13 protein-coding genes are annotated in these 16336 nt (G+C 71.5%); 10 read left to right on the top strand and 3 right to left on the bottom strand.

Translation table 11 applies throughout. The annotated features are described in order from the left end of the window. The first annotated feature begins 125 nt into the window (after positions 1–125). The 5 genes from ABT006_RS13315 (at position 126) to ABT006_RS13295 (ending at position 8140) form a co-directional block, all read left to right on the top strand. Positions 126–2936 (top strand): ATP-binding protein, encoded by a 2811-nt coding sequence (locus ABT006_RS13315; RefSeq protein WP_350705993.1) that lies wholly within the window; start codon positions 126–128, stop codon positions 2934–2936. 304 nt (positions 2937–3240) lie between these two features. After that, positions 3241–3612, top strand: a complete 372-nt coding sequence (locus tag ABT006_RS13310; RefSeq protein ID WP_350705991.1) for an ArsR/SmtB family transcription factor — start codon at positions 3241–3243, stop codon at positions 3610–3612. A 205-nt stretch (positions 3613–3817) separates the two neighbouring features. Further along, complete coding sequence (locus ABT006_RS13305; RefSeq protein ID WP_350705990.1) at positions 3818–3976, top strand: hypothetical protein; 159 nt, start codon at positions 3818–3820, stop codon at positions 3974–3976. A gap of 574 nt (positions 3977–4550) precedes the next feature. Further along, positions 4551–4706 (top strand): hypothetical protein, encoded by a 156-nt coding sequence (locus ABT006_RS13300; protein WP_350705988.1) that lies wholly within the window; start codon positions 4551–4553, stop codon positions 4704–4706. A gap of 434 nt (positions 4707–5140) precedes the next feature. Beyond that, positions 5141–8140 carry a 3-keto-alpha-glucoside-1,2-lyase-like domain-containing protein gene (locus ABT006_RS13295; RefSeq protein ID WP_350705986.1) on the top strand — a complete coding sequence of 1000 codons (3000 nt, stop codon included), beginning with the start codon at positions 5141–5143 and terminating at the stop codon, positions 8138–8140. Positions 8141–8313: 173 nt separating this feature from the next. Here ABT006_RS13295 and ABT006_RS13290 read toward each other — a convergent pair whose 3' ends face one another. Continuing rightward, positions 8314–9876, bottom strand: coding sequence for an alkaline phosphatase D family protein (locus ABT006_RS13290; protein ID WP_350705984.1), 1563 nt, complete (start codon positions 9874–9876; stop codon positions 8314–8316). A gap of 333 nt (positions 9877–10209) precedes the next feature. Here ABT006_RS13290 and ABT006_RS13285 point away from each other — a divergent pair, with 333 nt between their 5' ends. The 5 genes from ABT006_RS13285 to ABT006_RS13265 all read left to right on the top strand — a co-directional run bounded on the left by ABT006_RS13285 (position 10210) and on the right by ABT006_RS13265 (position 14146). Beyond that, a complete protein-coding gene (locus tag ABT006_RS13285) occupies positions 10210–10581 on the top strand; it encodes a hypothetical protein (RefSeq protein ID WP_350705982.1) in 372 nt (123 codons plus the stop codon). Between the two features lie 206 nt (positions 10582–10787). Further along, positions 10788–11243 (top strand): hypothetical protein, encoded by a 456-nt coding sequence (locus tag ABT006_RS13280; RefSeq protein ID WP_350705980.1) that lies wholly within the window; start codon positions 10788–10790, stop codon positions 11241–11243. Between the two features lie 56 nt (positions 11244–11299). Beyond that, complete coding sequence (locus tag ABT006_RS13275; protein ID WP_502890934.1) at positions 11300–12004, top strand: hypothetical protein; 705 nt, start codon at positions 11300–11302, stop codon at positions 12002–12004. Between the two features lie 40 nt (positions 12005–12044). Continuing rightward, positions 12045–13172, top strand: a complete 1128-nt coding sequence (locus tag ABT006_RS13270; protein WP_350705978.1) for an RNA-guided endonuclease InsQ/TnpB family protein — start codon at positions 12045–12047, stop codon at positions 13170–13172. A gap of 59 nt (positions 13173–13231) precedes the next feature. After that, positions 13232–14146 (top strand): HAD-IC family P-type ATPase, encoded by a 915-nt coding sequence (locus ABT006_RS13265; RefSeq protein WP_350705976.1) that lies wholly within the window; start codon positions 13232–13234, stop codon positions 14144–14146. A gap of 49 nt (positions 14147–14195) precedes the next feature. Here ABT006_RS13265 and ABT006_RS13260 read toward each other — a convergent pair whose 3' ends face one another. Together ABT006_RS13260 and eccB are read right to left on the bottom strand one after the other, a co-directional pair. Then, positions 14196–14846 carry a LuxR C-terminal-related transcriptional regulator gene (locus tag ABT006_RS13260; protein ID WP_350705974.1) on the bottom strand — a complete coding sequence of 217 codons (651 nt, stop codon included), beginning with the start codon at positions 14844–14846 and terminating at the stop codon, positions 14196–14198. Beyond that, positions 14843–16285 carry a type VII secretion protein EccB gene (gene eccB, locus ABT006_RS13255; RefSeq protein WP_350705972.1) on the bottom strand — a complete coding sequence of 481 codons (1443 nt, stop codon included), beginning with the start codon at positions 16283–16285 and terminating at the stop codon, positions 14843–14845. Before eccB ends, ABT006_RS13260 begins: the two co-directional genes overlap by 4 nt. Positions 16286–16336 lie beyond the last annotated feature (51 nt).

Here is a 16336-nt window from a genome sequence, read left to right as displayed (position 1 = left end):
TCGCTGTTTCCGAGGACCAGCGTGCGCCCGGGCCGGGCCGTCGGACATCCGTGGCGGCCACGGATTCGGGTACCGAAAGCCGGCACGGACGCCCCCCAGGGCCCGGGTGTGCGGGACAATGGCGCGTGTCCTCGACAGCAATCGACCGACCGTCCAAGCGCGAGGCGGAGGTACTCGCCCTGCTGAGGCTCCGCCTGTCGAACGCCGAGATCGCCGAGAGGCTGTTCATCTCGGTGCGCACGGTGGAGAGCCACGTGTCGTCGTTGCTGCGCAAGTACGGCGTCGCCGACCGGTTCGACCTCGCGGCACTCGCCGAGCCGCCGGCGGGCGGCGCCGCGCCGCCCGGCCCGCTGGCCGGGCTGCCCGACCCGCGTACGGCGTTCGTCGGGCGCGGTCCCGAGCGGGACGCGATCCTCGCCGCCCTCCAACACAACCGGCTGGTGACCCTGGTGGGTCCGGGCGGGGTCGGCAAGACCCGGCTGGCGTGCGTGGTGGCCGCCGCGGCGGCGGCGCGGTCGTTCCCGCTCGGCACGGCGTTCGTCGATCTCGTACCGGTCCGGGACGACTTCGTGGCCCAGGCCGTGGCGACCGCGCTCGGGGTCACCGAACGGGCGCAGCAGCCGCTGCTGTCCGCGATCGCGGACCGCCTCGGCCAAGGCCGCACCCTGCTCGTGCTGGACAACTGCGAGCACCTGCTCGACCCGGTGGCCGGCTTCGTCGAGCGGATCCTCTCGGCCTGCCCGGACACGACCGTCCTGGCCACCAGTCGGGAGCGGCTCGCCGTACCCGGCGAACAGGTCGTCCCGGTGGCCCCACTGCCGCCGACGACCGACGCGGTGGCCCTCTTCCACGACCGAGCCCGGGCGGTCGACCCGGACTTCAGCGCGGACCCAGCGCTCGTCGCCGAACTCTGCGCCCGGCTCGACGGAATGCCGTTGGCGATCGAGTTGGCCGCCGCCCGCAGCGCGTCGCTGGGCACGGCGGGCCTGCTGGCCGCCCTCGACGACGTGCTGCGCCTGCTGGCCGGTGGGCGCGGGGCCGACGGACGGCACCGCTCGCTGCGCGCGGTGATCGGCTGGAGCCACGACCTGCTGGACGACGAGGAACGTGCCCTGTTCCGGCGCCTGGCGGTGTTCGTCGGGAGCTTCGACCTGGCCGCCACGGTGGCGGTCAGCCAGACCGCCGAGCCCAGTGCGGTCGCCGACCTGCTCGGCCGCCTGGTGGAGAAAAGCCTCGTCATCCACCAGCGGGGGGTGGTGAGCAGGTGGCGACTGCTGGAGATCGTCCGGGCTTTCGCCGCCGAGCGGCTCGCCGGGGCCGGCGAGGAGCCGGCGCTGCGCGAGCGGCACCTACGTTGGGCCGCGGCGACGGCGGCGGGCCTGGAGCGGCGGCTGGCCGACCGGCCGCGCGGGCACCCGCGAACGGGCGACCGGCCGGAGGCCCCGTCGGCGGGCCGGCCGGTCGGCGACTGGCGCGACGACTTCCACGCCGTCGCCGACGACCTCCGGGCCGCCCTGGCGAACTGCCCGCCGGGACCGAGCCCACTCGCCCACCAACTGGCCCGCGCACTCGGCCACCTCACGTACGCGCACCGGTTTCTGCTGGAAGCCGCCCGTCATTTCGAGCGCGCGGCCGCCCACGCTCCCTCCCCGGGCGCCGCCGCCCGAGACCTGCGCAGCGCGGCCGACTGCGTCGTGATCGTCACCAACTCCAGCCCACGGGCCTTCCGACAACTGCTGGCCGCGGCCGAACAGGCTGGCGCGGCCGGCGACGGCGACGCCCGGGCCGTCGCGCTGGCCCGGGCGGTGGAGCTGGCCAACCGGTTCAGCTCGGAGCCAGCCGCCGAGATACCCCAGCAGCGGCTACGCGACCTGCTCAACGAGGCGTCCGCCAATGGGGCGCCGCACCGGCCAGCGACGGCGGCCTGCCTCGCGCTGGCGACGGCATGGGCCGCCGGCGGGCAGTGGCGCGACCCGGATCCGGACCTCGCCGCGACGGCGGTCGCGGCCGCCCGGGCCGCCGGCGACCCTGTGCTGGTCAGCGCCGGCCTGGAGGCGGTGAGCGCAGCCGCCACCAAGGCCGGACGGCTACGCGAGGCACATCGGGTGGCCGGCGAACGGATCGCCCTGCTGCCCACGCTGCCGCGCGACGACCCGTACGCCGGTCCGGAGATCGTCGACGCGCTACACATGGCGGCGACCTACGCCATCGCGGCCGGAGACCTGCGGGCCGCGCTGGCCGCGGCCCACCGCGTGCAGCAGGACGACCTGGTGAGCAACCACCCGTACGCCTCGCCGAGCAAGCTGATCCCGGCCCTCGCCCTCACCGGGCAGTTCGCGGCGGCGGTGCGACACGCCGGCGCGATGTGGGCCGGTTGGGAACGGGCAGGCAGCCCGCCCGCACCCTGGCTGGCGCCGGTCATCCTGGCCGCCGCGCTCGCGCACGGTCTGCTCGGCGACGGCGAGCGCTTCAGCCGGTGGCGGGGCCGCGCGCTCCAGGTCACCGGCCTCGCCGACGCCGAGCACCTGCCCAGCCTGGTCCCGTTCCTCGCCTTCGTGGACGCGCGCATCGCCGTGCACACCGGTCGGCTGGGCGACGCGGCGGCGCTGACCGAACGCGCCTTCGGCGACTACCCGCAGAGCAGGTACGAGCCGTACGCCCAGGCCGCCGCGGCCGAACTCGCCGTCGTCGCCGGACTGCCGGACGCGGCCGAACGCCTCGCCACGGCAGCGGCGGTGTGCGCGGAGAACGACTGGGCGGTGGCCTGCCTCACCCGCGCCGCCGGGCGGCTGCACCACGACGAGGACGTGCTGGCCGCCTCGGTCGAGGCCTGGGAGCGCAACGACGCCCGGTTCGAACGCGCCTGCACTCTGCTGTTGCTGCCCGCCCGGGAGGCCGAGGGACGTGCGGAACTGGCCGAGCTGACCCGCCGGTGAGCACGGCGACGGCGCTGGCGATTCGCCGCCGACGAGGTCGGCCCGGCGGTGGCGGGACGGACAGGCCGACCAGCTCGGGCGACGGATTCCACCCGTACCGCTTCGCCACCAGTCCGGGTGAGACGGATCTCGGACGGCGAGACGGCTGCGAGACCGGTACGCCGCCCGCCCGCACGGTGACCATGACGCTCCCTGACGGCACGCTCGCCGCCCCGCCCCCGGCTTGCCTCGCAACCCGGTCTCGCGACCGCCATCGGGGTACTGATCGCGGTTCCACCGGCCTATCGACGGTGTTGGTGGAACGATGGAAGGCGTGGGAACTGCGAAAACTGCCATGCCTGCTGTCTCGCCGCTCACTGGCGAGCCGATCAAGCGTGCCGATGCCGAACGGCTCGCGGGAGTGCTGAAGGCATTCGCCGACCCGGCCCGGCTGCGACTGCTCAGTCTGATCCAGTCCGCTCCGGAGGGCGAGGCGTCCGTCAGTGACCTCACCGCCCCGCTGGGTCTCTCCCAGCCGACCGTGAGTCATCACCTTCGGATCCTCACCGAGGCCGGCCTGCTGGAGCGCGAGAAACGCGGCGTCTGGGCGTACTACCGCCTGGTGCCGTCCGCGATCGCGGCGATAGCCGACCTGTTGACGCCGCCCCGCAAGCGGGCGACGAAGAAGGCCCGCTGACCGGCACTGTCGACTGCGAAAAGGAGGTCCCGAAGGAGTCCGAGAGCCATCTCAGCGTCATCACCCGCAGCGCCGACCCAAGGCACCGGACCACCCCGGCGGGCGGGGCGCCGACTGAGGCCGTTTGCGCACGGCCCGCCCGGGAAGACGACGAGCGGAGTGGCGCGCGGAGCCGCCCGCGCCACCGCACCACGGGGAGGCCGACATGGGTGACCGGGAACGGCTGCACGAACTCCGCCAGCAGGCGCACAACGCGGGCATCGAGGGTAACTCCAAGATGACCGAGGAGCAGCTGCGCGAGGCACTGCGAAGAGTCGGCAAGGGCGAACAGCCGCAGATGGCCAAACAGCAGGCCAAGCGGTGACAGACGCGAGCGGTGTCGGCACCCGCTGAAAGGCGGGCCGGCACCGCTCGCGGTTCTCGACTGATCGTTTCTCCGGTTTCCTGCCGCCCCATCCGAAACTCCTGACACACACCTCACCGGCCACCCTCGGCATGGTGCGGGCACGAGCGGGTACCGCCCCCGTACGCGTTCGAAGAGACAGGACCTGCCCGGCGGGGCCATGACCCAGCACCCACCCACCCCGGCCGCGCCCATCCGTCGCAGCAGGAACGTGAAGACGCGCCCGAGTGCTGCCAGTCTCCAGCCGACGGCCTCTCCGGACGACCTACGACCGGCCCAGTCCCCCGATGAGTGCAGGCCGGCGCGGCCTCCCACTGACGTACGCTTCTGGACGCAGCCAGACCGCCCGACCAGTAGACGGTCGTGGAAGCCGGACGGGGCACTGCGGAAGGCCCGAGTACGGCCGGAGGCCGCCCGCGGGGCAGGCCGCAAGCGCCGGAGGAGTGGTTCCCGGAGCCGGACGGCCCTCATGCCCGACGTCCGGTACGGTCCCGCCGTGGACCTTCGATCTCGGCGAGCTGCCACCACCCGAGTGGTGGGCACCACCGCACTGCTGTCGGGCTTGCTGATCTCCGTGCTCACGATCTCCAGCGACGCAGGGCTGGCCGAGCCGCACTTCCTCGCCGGGCTCCTTGTCCTCACAGGCATCGGACTGCGCATAGAGGCCGCGATCATGGCTTCCAGCGCGTAGCGCGAGCCCGGTTGGCCGCGAGCGGCCGATGCCCGCCGGAGGCCGCCAGCGGGGCCGAGTGTGGCCAGCTCGCGCCGCGCTTGCACCGCGCGTTGATCCCGAAAGACCGTTTCGGCGATGGTGGGCGTGGACCTCCTGTCGGTGTCCGGGACGCCGGGGAAGCTTCGTTGCATGAGCGACGCCGCGCTCCCGCGCGCGGTCCTGCGGCAGCTCCAAGGCACCCAGATCATGACCACCCTGTTGAGCTGCAACCGCGACCCGATGATCGCGTCTGCGGGCGACTTTCACTTCCTCCATCCAAAAGTTCGGATAGATCGATGGAAAGTGATAACGTCACCCATCGATCTTTTGTCTCACGGGAGCGTATGACCGGTCCGGGGGAGAAAAGTTGCACGGCTCTTCCCGCCTGGGAGCCGCACCCACCAGGAGGAACCATGACCGCACCGAAACAACGGCGGCGTCGAGCCGCGCTCGCGGCCGCAGCTGCCGCTGCGGCGACCCTGCTCGCCGCGACCCCCGTCACTCCGGCCACAGCCGCACCCGCCACCGCCGATGTCCCGCCACAGGAACCAGGCGTCACCCTGCGCTCGTACGACATGGGTGTCCCGCTGTCGGCGCTGTGCACCCTGAAGCCCGCGCAGACGCCGAACGTCGACAAGCTCATGCCGCAGATCAACTGGACCGCTACGGACGAGTTCGGCCTGTCCGACCGGTTCATCAGCCACGTGACCGCCAACCTCGCCGTGCCCACCGACGGTGACTACACGTTCCGGCTCACCAGCGACGACGGGTCACGCCTGACGATCGGCGACCAGCTCGTCGTCGACCACGACGGCCTGCACGGCGAGACCTCCCGGGAGGGATCGGTCACCTTGAGCGGCGGCCTGCACCCGTTGTTCGTCGAGTTCTTCGACAACGGCGGCGGCCAGGTGTTGCGGCTCGAATGGCGGCGCCCCGGCGCCGACGGCTTCGAACTCGTGCCGACCTCCGCGCTGAGCACCGACGCAGGCGTCGTGCGCGTCACCGCCCCTGGCTGGAAGTACTGCGAGGGGGCAACCGACTCGGCCGGCGACGGCCTGCCCCTCGACCGGGTACACCCGGGGTACACCCTCACCGACCTGCGTCCCGAGGGCTTCCGGCCGCAGGTCACCGGCATGGACTTCATGCCCGACGGGGACCTGGTCATCTCCACCTGGGGTGGCACCGACAACATGACCGGCGAGGTCTACGTGGTCGAGGGCGTCACCGGGAAGAGCGGCCCCGCGCAGGTGACCTACCGCAAGTTCGCGGAGGGGCTGCGCGAACCCCAGGGGGTGGCGGTGGTCGACGGGACCGTCTACGTCAGCCAGAAGCACGAGCTGACGGCCCTGCGCGACACCGACGGCGACGGCGACGCGGATGACCGCCGGACGGTCGCGACCTGGCCGTGGGGCCGGAACTTCCACGAGTTCGCGTTCGGTCTGCTCCACCGGGACGGGTACTTCTATCTCAACCTGTCGGTTGCCATCAACTACGGTGGCGCCACCACGGTGCCCCAGCCCGCGCCGGACCGCGGCACCTCGATCAAGGTGAACGCCGCGACGGGCGAGATCACGTATCTCGCCGGCGGGCTGCGCACTCCGAACGGGATCGGTTGGGGTCCACGCGGCGAGGTCTTCGTCACGGACAACCAGGGGGGCTGGCTGCCGGCGTCCAAGCTGGTCGAGATCCAGCAAGGAGCGTTCTACAACCACTACACGACGCCCGCGGGCCGGTTCGACGACAAACCGGTGACGCGTCCCGTCGTCTGGCTTCCGCAGAACGAGATCGGAAACTCGCCGTCCACCCCCGTACTGCTGAAGCAGGGTGCGTATGCGGGGCAGCTGGTCGTCGGCGACGTGACCTACGGCGGCCTGCAGCGAGTGTTCCTCGAGAAGGTCGAGGGGCAGTACCAGGGTGCGGTGTTCCGGCACACGCAGGGACTGGAGTCCGGCATCAACGAGGTGACCCTCGGCCCCGACGGCGCGCTCTACGTGGGAGGCCTGGGGGCCGGCGGCAACTGGGGTCAGGAGGGCAAGCTGACGTACGGCCTGCAGAAGCTCACGCCCAACGGCACCTCGGTCTTCGAGGTCAAGCAGATGCGCGCGTCGCATGTCGGGTTCGAGCTGGAGTACACCGAGCCGCTGTCGGCCGAGACCGCGCAGAAGCTCGCCGACGCGTACCAGGTGACGCAGTGGCGCTACGGTGCGACGAGCCAGTACGGCGGGCCCAAGCTCGATCTGGAGACGCTCAAGGTGACCAAGGCCGAACTGTCGGCGGACGGCCGCACCGTCAAGCTGCGGATCGCGGGCCTGAAGGAGAACCGCGTGGTGCACGTGCGCTCCCCGCGTCCGTTCTCCTCCGCTGACGGCGAGGAGCTGTGGAACACTGAGGCCTGGTACACGCTCAACGAGATCCCGGGACGCGTGGTGCAGCCGCAGACCTTCTTCGAGGCCGAGGAGGGCCGCACGGTCGGTGTGGGCATGGCGACCGACCACGCCGCCTACTCCGGCGCCGGCTTCGCTGCCGGGTTCGCCCAGAACGGCTCGTCGACCAGCATCTCCGTCGACGTGCGGGAGAGCGGGACATACGACCTGGCGATGCGCTACAGCAACGGCCCGAACCCCTACTCGGGCGAGAAGCAGCTGAGCCTGTACGTCAACGGTGAACGGGTGGGGCAGGCGGTCTTTCCCTCCACGGTGACCTGGAAGGAGTGGGGCACTGTCACCACCACCGTGCGCCTGGACCAGGGTCGCAATCTGGTCGAGTACCGCAAGGAGGCCGCGGACTCCGGGCACGTGAACCTCGACGTGCTCGCCGTCCGGCCGCACGGCGAGCGCATCACGCTGTTCGACGGTGGAGAGCTCACCGAGTGGCAGCACAGCGACGGGCGCGAACCCGGATGGACGGTTGCCGACGGCGCCATGACGGTGCGCAACGGGGACCTGCGCACGGTGCAGGCCTTCGGCGACTTCCGCCTGCACGTCGAGTTCAACCTGCCGCTGTACCCGCCGGACGTAACCGGGCAGGCACGCGCCAACAGCGGCGTGTACCTACAGGACCGCTACGAGATCCAGGTGCTGGACTCGTTCGGCATCGACCCGCCGCAGATCAACGACGCCGCGGCCATCTACAACCAGAAGGCCCCCGACGTGAACGCGGCGCTGCCGCCCCAGACCTGGCAGACGTACGACATCGTCTACCGGCAGGCCCGCTACGACGCGGCCGGCAACAAGATCCAGAACGCGCGCGTCACCGTCGTGTGGAACGGCGTCACGGTGCACGACGACGTCGAGATCCTCGGCCCGACAGGTGGCAACCGGCCGGAGGGCCCGGCGACGGGCGCGATCCGGTTGCAGGACCACGGCAACCCCGTCCAGTACCGCAACATCTGGATCGAGCCGCTCGACCTGTAGTTCCAGCGGCCAGAACGCGGACGGCCGGGACCGGTTCGCCGGCCCGGCCGCCCGCCTGGCGGCCGCAGCGGCCACCCCGACGGCTCGGGTCGCCGTTCGTGGTGAAGCCCAGCGGCGGGCCGGTCCGACGACCCGGAGCCGTCGGACCGGCCCGCCACGCTCGGATCACACCGTCACGCGGACACGTGCGCCACCCCGGGCCGTCCGCTCTGCACGTGGACGCTCGCCCGCGTCGCCACCGGCGCGCCCGGCGCGTTGACGAACGGCACCACCCGGTAGTCGGTGCGCATCTCGTCACGGCCCAGGTGACACACCTGGTACCCGCGCTGGGAGTTGTGGAACTTCATGTGCGGGTTCTCGGCCAGCCAGGTCACGCCGAGGCTGTCGTGGTCGGTCCCGTTGCCGCCCGAGCTGATCGACGTGCCGAGGAACTCGGTGCCGATCGTCCGCGACCCGGGGTCGGAGAAGTCCAGCTTGAGATCGGCGGCCACGCTGCGGTGGGCGTCACCGGTGACGACGAGGAAGTTCTCGACGTTCCGCTCCGCCACGCCGGCGAAGAGCCGCTGGCGCGCGGCGGCGTACCCGTCCCAGGTGTCCACGCCGTACCGCTCGTCCGGGCCTGCGGTGTGGTCGGCCTCCATGGCGAAGATCTGGTTGCCGAGCACGTTCCACCGTGCGGTGGACGCGGCGAGCCCGGCCAGCAGCCACGCCTCCTGCTCGGCGCCGAGCATCTGTCGCTTCGGGTCCCAGCGCAGCGACGCGTCGGTGAGCTGCCGGTCACGGAACCGCCGGGTGTCGAGCACGTCGAGCTGCAGCAGGTCGCCGAACTGCAGGCGCCGGTAGACCTGCATCTCCGGGCCCTGCGGCATCGACGACGCCCGCAGGGGCAGGTTCTCGTAGTACGCCTGGTACGCGGCGGCCCGGCGGAGCCGGAACACGGCTGGGTCCTGGTCCGGCTCGGTGTCCGGCTGGGAGTGGTCACCGGCCCAGTTGTTCTCCACGTCGTGGTCGTCCGGCGCCACCACCCAGGGCGCGGCGGCGTGCGCGGCCTGCAACGACGGATCGAGCTTGTACTGAGCGTACCGGATCCGGTAGTCGGTCAGGGAGAACGTCTCGACGGCCGGGTAGTGGGCGCGGCCGATCGAGCCGGCGCCGCCGCCCTCATAGATGTAGTCGCCGAGGTGGACGACGAGGTCCAGGTTCTCGCGGGCCATGTGCTCGAACGCGGTGAAGTAGCCGTCGGTGTAGGCCTGGCAGCTCGCGAACGCGAAGCTCAGCGAGTGGAGCGCAGTCCCGGGGCGCGGCGCCGTGCGGGTACGGCCCACCGGGCTGACCTGGTCGGCGATCTGGAACCGGTACCAGTACACGCGGTCCGGCCGCAGGCCGTGCACCTCGGCGTGCACCGAGTAGCCCCAGTGCGCGGTGGCGCGTTCGACGCCGCGACGCACCACCCGGCGGAAGTTCTCGTCCTCCGCCATCTCCCACCGCACCAGGACAGGGCGATCGGGCATGCCGCCGAGCCCGTCGAGGGCGAGCGGGTCCGGTGCCAGGCGGGTCCAGAGCACGACACCGTCGGGCGTCGGGTCGCCGGACGCCACACCGAGCGTGAACACGTAGCCCGGCAGGGTGACCCGGCTGTCCGAGGCAGTGGACATCGCCGAAGCGGGCTCGGCGGCGAGGACCGCCGCACCCGCGGCGACACCGCCGAGAGCGAGAAAGCGACGTCGGGGCAGCATGGACGGGGACCGTGACATGAGGCGTTGCCTTCCGGACAGGTCGGGCATCTGTTCCTCGACATCCCAACGGCCCGGCCTGACGCGCCCGGGAACGGGTGGTGAACGGAACGCATTCTGATGTGGGGATTTCTGGCCACACCGCTCCGCAGGCGGTGACAACCGACAACGGTCGCGCAACGTTCTCGTGTCGGTGGCCGGTCGCCGCTGGAGGATCGAAGGGTCGCTCCAAGCCGCGACGACCTGCCTCGGACGGGAAGTCGGGTCCGCCGTTCGGCTCGCGGGGCGCGCCGATAGGGCCAGCAAACCTCGGCCGATTTCTGTATGGTGCCCGCCATGATCCGCACGCCCACATTTACCGCCGCCGCTGCCATCCTGCTCGCCCTGACCGGATGCGGCGAAGACGGAGACAGCAGCACCGCCCCTGCGTCGGCACCGACCACGCCCGCCCTGCTTGCATGCGGCGACCTCTTCAAGCCAGGTCAGAAGATCGAGCAAGCGGAGGCCGAACGCGGATGTCTCGACCGTTCCGGCGGCGTCCAGGTCGTCGGGGGGTTCCGCTGCGACGACGGCCGCGACCTGTGGGTGATGGACTCCTCGACGGGCGCGCCGGCCGGGTGGGGGTTCGGTGACGGCGAGTTCGTTGCGGTGCAGGACGCGGCGAGCGAATCCGGCTTCCAGAAGGCATACCAGATCTGCAAGCCGTAGCACCGCAAGCAGCACCATGCATCCGCCGACCGAGGGCGTCACCGTCATGGTGACGCCCTCGGCACCCTGGTGGTGGTACCTGCTGCTGTTCATCGACCAACAACTGGGACCCGGTCGGGCCGGGCGGGCGGACCGGACGGAGCTGAAGCGTGGTGCCTTCGCGGTTACCGTGAGGCCTGTCACCAAAAGCAGGAGGTACGGACGACATGACGGAGCGGCATCCCGCGCTCGCGCGACTCGACGCGCTCGTCGGCCGGTGGACGGTGCAGCCGAAGGTCCAGGGCCTCGGTGCCGGGTGGACAGACTTCTCCTGGGTCGAGGACGGCAGGTTCCTGCGGCAGTTCTCCGACGCCGAGCCGCCGCCGGCCAGCGCACCGCAGGCCTGGCGAGAGAACAACCCGTTGCCCACGACGTCGCTGATCGGGCTCGACGACGCCGGCGAGGAGTTCACCATGCTGTACACCGACGCGCGCGGCGTGCATCGGGTCTACCGGATGACCTTCGCCGACGGCGTCTGGCGGCTGACGCGGGACGCCCCCGGCTTCAACCAACGCTTTACCGGCACGCTCAGCCCGGATGGCGACACGATCGACGGGCAATGGGAGACGTCCGAGAACGGTGTCGACTGGCGGCTCGACTTCGAGCTGACGTATCGCCGCTGACCAAGCCAGCCGAGCCCCCGCCCCTGGCTCGGTTCGCCTCGACCTCGACCGACCGGGTGCGACGCATCCGCCGACGCTCAAAGCCGTCCGGCGGAATCCACCGCCTCGGCTACTCGCGTGGCTACTCGGCTACGCGGTCGGCGCTTCGGACAGGTTGCGGTCGCGACGAGGTCTTCGCCGGCACCCTCAACGGCACGGGTGCGCTCCGCGTCCGCGTAACCCGTCCGGCCAGCGACACGGTCATCGCCCGGATCGTCGCCATGGTCGCCGAGGCCAGCGCGACGAAAGCCCGCGTGCAGCTGTTCATCGAGAAGATCGAACAGCGCTACTCCGTGGGCATGGTCGCCGCCACGATCGCCCTGTTCGTGATCCCGTTGGCGCTGGGTGCCGAGCTCCAACCGACGCTGCTGCGCGCAATGACCTTCATGATCGTCGCCTCCCCGTGCGCGGTGGTGCTGGCCACCATGCCGCCGCTGCTGTCCGCGATCGCCAACGCCGGCCGGCACGGCGTGCTGGTCAAGTCCGCCGTGGTGATGGAACAACTCGCCACCGCCACGCGGATCGCTTTCGACAAGACCGGCACCCTCACCGAAGGCACCCCGCACCTGACCGACATCCGGCTCCTGCCCCACGCCAGCCTCACCGAAGACCAACTACTCGCGCCGCGCCCTTGCCGCCGCTGCCGAAAGCTCATCGGATTTGCGGCGTGGAAACCCGGCCGTTCAGGGCCGGGAGGAAACGCCGCTCCCTCCCCTCGCTGATCGTCTTACATGGACGGATAAGGTATGAGGTGTGGGGGAGGTGGTGAAACGGGCATACAAGTACCGCTTCTACCCATCCCCTGAGCAGGCCGGGCAGTTGAACCGCACCTTCGGGTGTGTGCGTCTGGTGTACAACCGGGCGTTGGAGGCCCGGACCCGGGCGTGGGCGGTTGACCGCCGGCGTACCACGTATGTGCAGTCGTCGGGGTGGCTGACCGGGTGGAAGCGCACCGATGACCTGGCGTTCCTGAACGAGGTGTCGTCGGTGCCGTTGCAGCAGACGTTGCGGCATCTGCAGGCCGGGTTCGTGGCGTTCTGGGACAAGCGGGCCCGGTATCCGCGGTTCAAGTCCAAGCGCAAGTCGCGGGCGTCGGCCGAGTACACGCGCTCGGCGTTCCGGTGGCGTGACGGCCGGCTCACTCTGGCCAAGATGAACAGCCCGCTGGACATCGTGTGGTCCCGGCCCCTGCCCGCCGGGGCGGAACCGTCGACGGTCACGGTGTCCCGGGACGCTGCCGGCCGCTGGTTCGTGTCCATTCTGGTGGAGGACCCGACCGTGGCGCCGTTGCCGCCTGTCGCGGCGGAGGTTGGTGTGGATGCGGGCATCACCAGTCTGCTGACCCTGTCGCGTTCGATGCCGGGGGTGAGTGACGAGCAGGGCAAGGTGGCCAACCCGCGGTACGGGCAGGCCGACCGGCGCAAGCTTGCCAAGGCGCAGCGGAACCTGGCCCGCAAACAGAAGGGTTCCGCGAACCGGGCGAAGGCCCGACTGAAGGTGGCCCGGATCCATGCTCGTATCGCCGACCGGCGGCGGGACCATCTGCACAAGCTGACCACTCGGCTCGTCCGTGAGACCCAAACGGTCGCGATCGAAGACCTCAGCGTGCGTAACATGCTCCGCAACCGGCGCCTGGCCCGCGTCATCTCCGACGCGGCCTGGTCCCAGTTCCGCAGCATGCTGGAGTACAAAGCCCAGTGGTACGGCCGTGAGGTGATCCCCGTCGACCGGTGGTACCCGTCGTCCAAAACCTGTTCGACGTGCGGGCGGATCAACACCACCCTCGCCCTCAACACCCGCGTCTGGACGTGCCCCGGCTGTGCAACTGAGCACGACCGGGACATCAACGCCGCGACAAACATCCTCGCCGCCGGGCTGGCGGAGAGGTAAAACGCCTGCGGAGCTGATGTAAGACCTCAAGGGAAATCCTCCCGGCAAGGCAATCGGCGATGAAACAGGAAACCTCACGGGCGACCGTGAGAATCCCGGCCTTCAGGGCCGGGAGGATGTCAACTGAGCATCCTCTCGCCCACGCTGTGGTCGCAGCCGCCCGCGATGCGCAGCTCCCGCTACCCCCGTCGGACGCCTTCACCTCGACTCCCGGACGCGGCGTCACCGCCCACGTCGATGGCTACCAGGTCGACGTCGGCAGCCCCGTCGGACTCCTCAAGAGCCATGACGACTCACTGCGCGCCATCGTCGACGAACTGGAGCAGGCGGGCCGAACAGCGGTCGTGGTCCAGGTCGACGGCGAGCCCGTCGGCGTGTTGGGCCTCGCCGACAAGCTCCGCGCGGACGCCGCCGCAACGGTCGCGCAACTCACCGCTGTGACCGGAGCGCGCCCGCTGCTTTTGACCGGCGACAACGAACGCGCCGCCCGACGGCTCGCCGCCGAGGTCGGCATCACCGACGTCCGCGCCGGCCTGCTCCCCCAGGACAAGGTCACCGCGGTGCGCGAACTGGAAAACCACGGGGACCGCGTGGTCCTGGTGGGCGACGGCGTCAACGACGCCCCCGCCCTGGCCGCCGCTCACGCCGGCGTCGCCATGGGACGCGCCGGCGCCGACCTCGCGCTCGATACCGCCGACACCGTCATCACCCGCGATGAACTCGCCACCCTGCCCGCCGTCATCCAGCTGGCCCGCCGCGCCCGCCGGCTCGTCATCGCGAACCTCGCCATCGCCGGAACCTTCATCGCCGTCCTGGTCATCTGGGACCTCATCGGCACCCTGCCCCTGCCGCTCGGCGTGGCCGGCCATGAAGGCTCCACCATCATCGTCGGCCTCAACGGGCTCCGCCTGCTTCGCCGCGCCGCCTGGGAGCGGGCAGCAAGCCCAGCAGCAGCACCACGAAGAGAGGCATGACCTCCGAGAGCTTGGCGACTCGATCGTGGCTGGGAGGGCCTCCGCACCGTCAGCGGTCATGTGCCGGTGCGGCGATACCCTCCTCGATGGCCAGCCGGGTCAGCTCCGGCCGCCGACGACGCCCCGTCTTCTCCCGGATCCGGTCGAGGTGCGATCGGACGGTACGGACGCTGATCGCCAACGCCTCCGCGATGTCCTGGTCCCGTTCGCCGGCTGCCAGCAGCGACAGCACCTGACGTTCCCGGTCGGACAACGGCACCCGGTACAGCGGCTGCCGTCCCCGGGACGAGTCCAGCAGGATCGAGGCCAGGGTCGGCGACACGTAGGTGTTGCCGGCGGCGATCTCCCGTACCGCCCGGAGGATCTCGTCGGCATCGGCGTCCTTGGTCAGGTAGCCACGGGCCCCGGCGGCGATCGCCCCGAGCACGTCGGACTGGTCACCGTGCGCGGACACCACCAGCACCCGGTGGCCCATCCCGGTGACCGCGACCACCGCCGCCGCGTCGCGTACCCCCGGCAGCCGCAGATCGAGGATCGCCACTCCCCCGCCGGGCTGCCGGTACGCCGCGAACTCCTCCACCGACTTGGCGGTCACCCTGACCTGGACATCCGGTGCGTCCCCGAGCGCCCGGACCAGCGCGGCCCGGTAGAGGGGGTGGTCCTCCACCACCGACACCTCGATCGTCGGCACGCCGGTCACCGGGGCTCCCCCGCGCCGGTGGCCGGGGTGGTGACGCCCAGCGTGGCTGGCCGTCGGGCGGCGGCCGGGTCCAGGACCGGGCCGACGGGGAACAGCGCCAGCACCGTCGGCGGCACCGGCGTGGGCCTAACCGTCCCGTACCCGAGCGCCTTGAGCGCGTCGCCGTCCGGAACCGGATACCGTACGCCCTGGTCGGTGAGGAGGAAGACGGTGCCGAGGGCGGCCTGCGGCGTCGGCCGCTCGCGCACCACCGCAGCCCGGCCGGCCGGTACGAACACCCTGTCGGCTCGCGTGCCACCGCCGGCTGCCAACGGCTGCGCCCCGGCCGGCACACCGGTGGCGGCGCCCAGCCTGACCACCGCCCGATCGCCGTCCACCGTCGCGCACACCGCGGCCCCTTCCTGGGGCGCCTCGGCCGGCGGGGCGAGTCGGGCCGGATAGTCGGCGGCCTTACCGGCCACCGGCCGCAACTGCGCCACGTCGGCCGGCGTCACCGGAATCTCGCGCGCCGCGCCACCCGGGTACGCCGCGCGGTTGGCCGGATTGCCGAGCACCAGCGCCGCCTCGGTCTGTCCGATCGGCAGCAGCCCGTCGGCGTGGACCAGGTAGTAGCGGGGTTCGGTGCCGACGGTCGTGGCGGCGAGCACCTGGCCAACCCGGGTGCTCTTGTCACCGATCCGCGGCCCCGCGGCGCCCACCCCCGCCACCGTGATCAGTCGCAGGTCCGGGCCAGCGATCACCGCGCTCAGCCAGGCCGCGCTGACCGGCAGCGGGCGTACCGCGTCGTAGCCGAGGGCCACCGCCGTGGCCGAGTCGGTGATCCGGTGCCGGCGACCGGCCACCAACGCGTGCTCGGTGCCGTCCGGGCCGGCGACCAGCAACGCGGTCGCCGCGTCCACCTCGATGCCCACCGGCGGAACCCCGGCCAGCGCCGTGGTGACCGGCGCGGTGCCCGCCGGCCGACCGTCGGCGGTCTGCGCACAGACGGTGAACGGCCCGGTCGTCAGCCGATCCCGGCCCGGCAACGACGGCGGCGCGCCGGGTATCCCGAGCGGGACGCCGCGCGGCGCACGCGCCAGCGACTTGCTCGACACCCGGCTGGTGGCGGTGCCGTCACCGCCCGCGAGCAGCCGCGCGGAGGCGTAGTTGAGCATCGGGTGCAGCAGCCCGTCGGTGCCCATCACGTACGCCGCTCCGGTGTCCTTGTCGAGCACCACCTGGCCGGGCTTGCGCCAGTCGGTGTTCGCCCCGGGCCGCAGAAAGCCGTACACACCGAAGCCGGCGGTCACCAGCAAAGCGACCGCCGCGCCGAGCGCACACCCGATGACCAGACGGCGACTCGGCGACACCGGGTGGTTGGCGTCACCGACCTGCAACGCTGAGACGAGCCGGCGGCGAAGGAACTGGTACGCCTGGAGTTGGTCCCGCTGTGTCCACATCAGTTCGTCCCCGCCATGGTGCGGTGCACGCCCGGTGCACTAGAACTACGG

Source organism: Micromonospora sp. NPDC002717 (genome assembly GCF_040295705.1).
Lineage (GTDB): Bacteria > Actinomycetota > Actinomycetes > Mycobacteriales > Micromonosporaceae > Micromonospora.
The sequence above is the reverse complement of the archived record's forward strand: the minus strand, read 5'-3'. Positions and strand labels throughout refer to the sequence as shown.

Bases quoted from the DNA above. Each gene is read 5' to 3' on its own strand.
- ABT006_RS13310 (WP_350705991.1), top strand. From the start codon at position 3,241: ATGGAAGGCGTGGGAACTGCGAAAACTGCCATGCCTGCTGTCTCGCCG.
- ABT006_RS13305 (WP_350705990.1), top strand. From the start codon at position 3,818: ATGGGTGACCGGGAACGGCTGCACGAACTCCGCCAGCAGGCGCACAAC.
- ABT006_RS13295 (WP_350705986.1), top strand. From the start codon at position 5,141: ATGACCGCACCGAAACAACGGCGGCGTCGAGCCGCGCTCGCGGCCGCA.
- ABT006_RS13290 (WP_350705984.1), bottom strand. From the start codon at position 9,876: ATGCTGCCCCGACGTCGCTTTCTCGCTCTCGGCGGTGTCGCCGCGGGT.
- ABT006_RS13285 (WP_350705982.1), top strand. From the start codon at position 10,210: ATGATCCGCACGCCCACATTTACCGCCGCCGCTGCCATCCTGCTCGCC.
- ABT006_RS13280 (WP_350705980.1), top strand. From the start codon at position 10,788: ATGACGGAGCGGCATCCCGCGCTCGCGCGACTCGACGCGCTCGTCGGC.
- ABT006_RS13265 (WP_350705976.1), top strand. From the start codon at position 13,232: ATGAAACAGGAAACCTCACGGGCGACCGTGAGAATCCCGGCCTTCAGG.
- eccB (WP_350705972.1), bottom strand. From the start codon at position 16,285: ATGTGGACACAGCGGGACCAACTCCAGGCGTACCAGTTCCTTCGCCGC.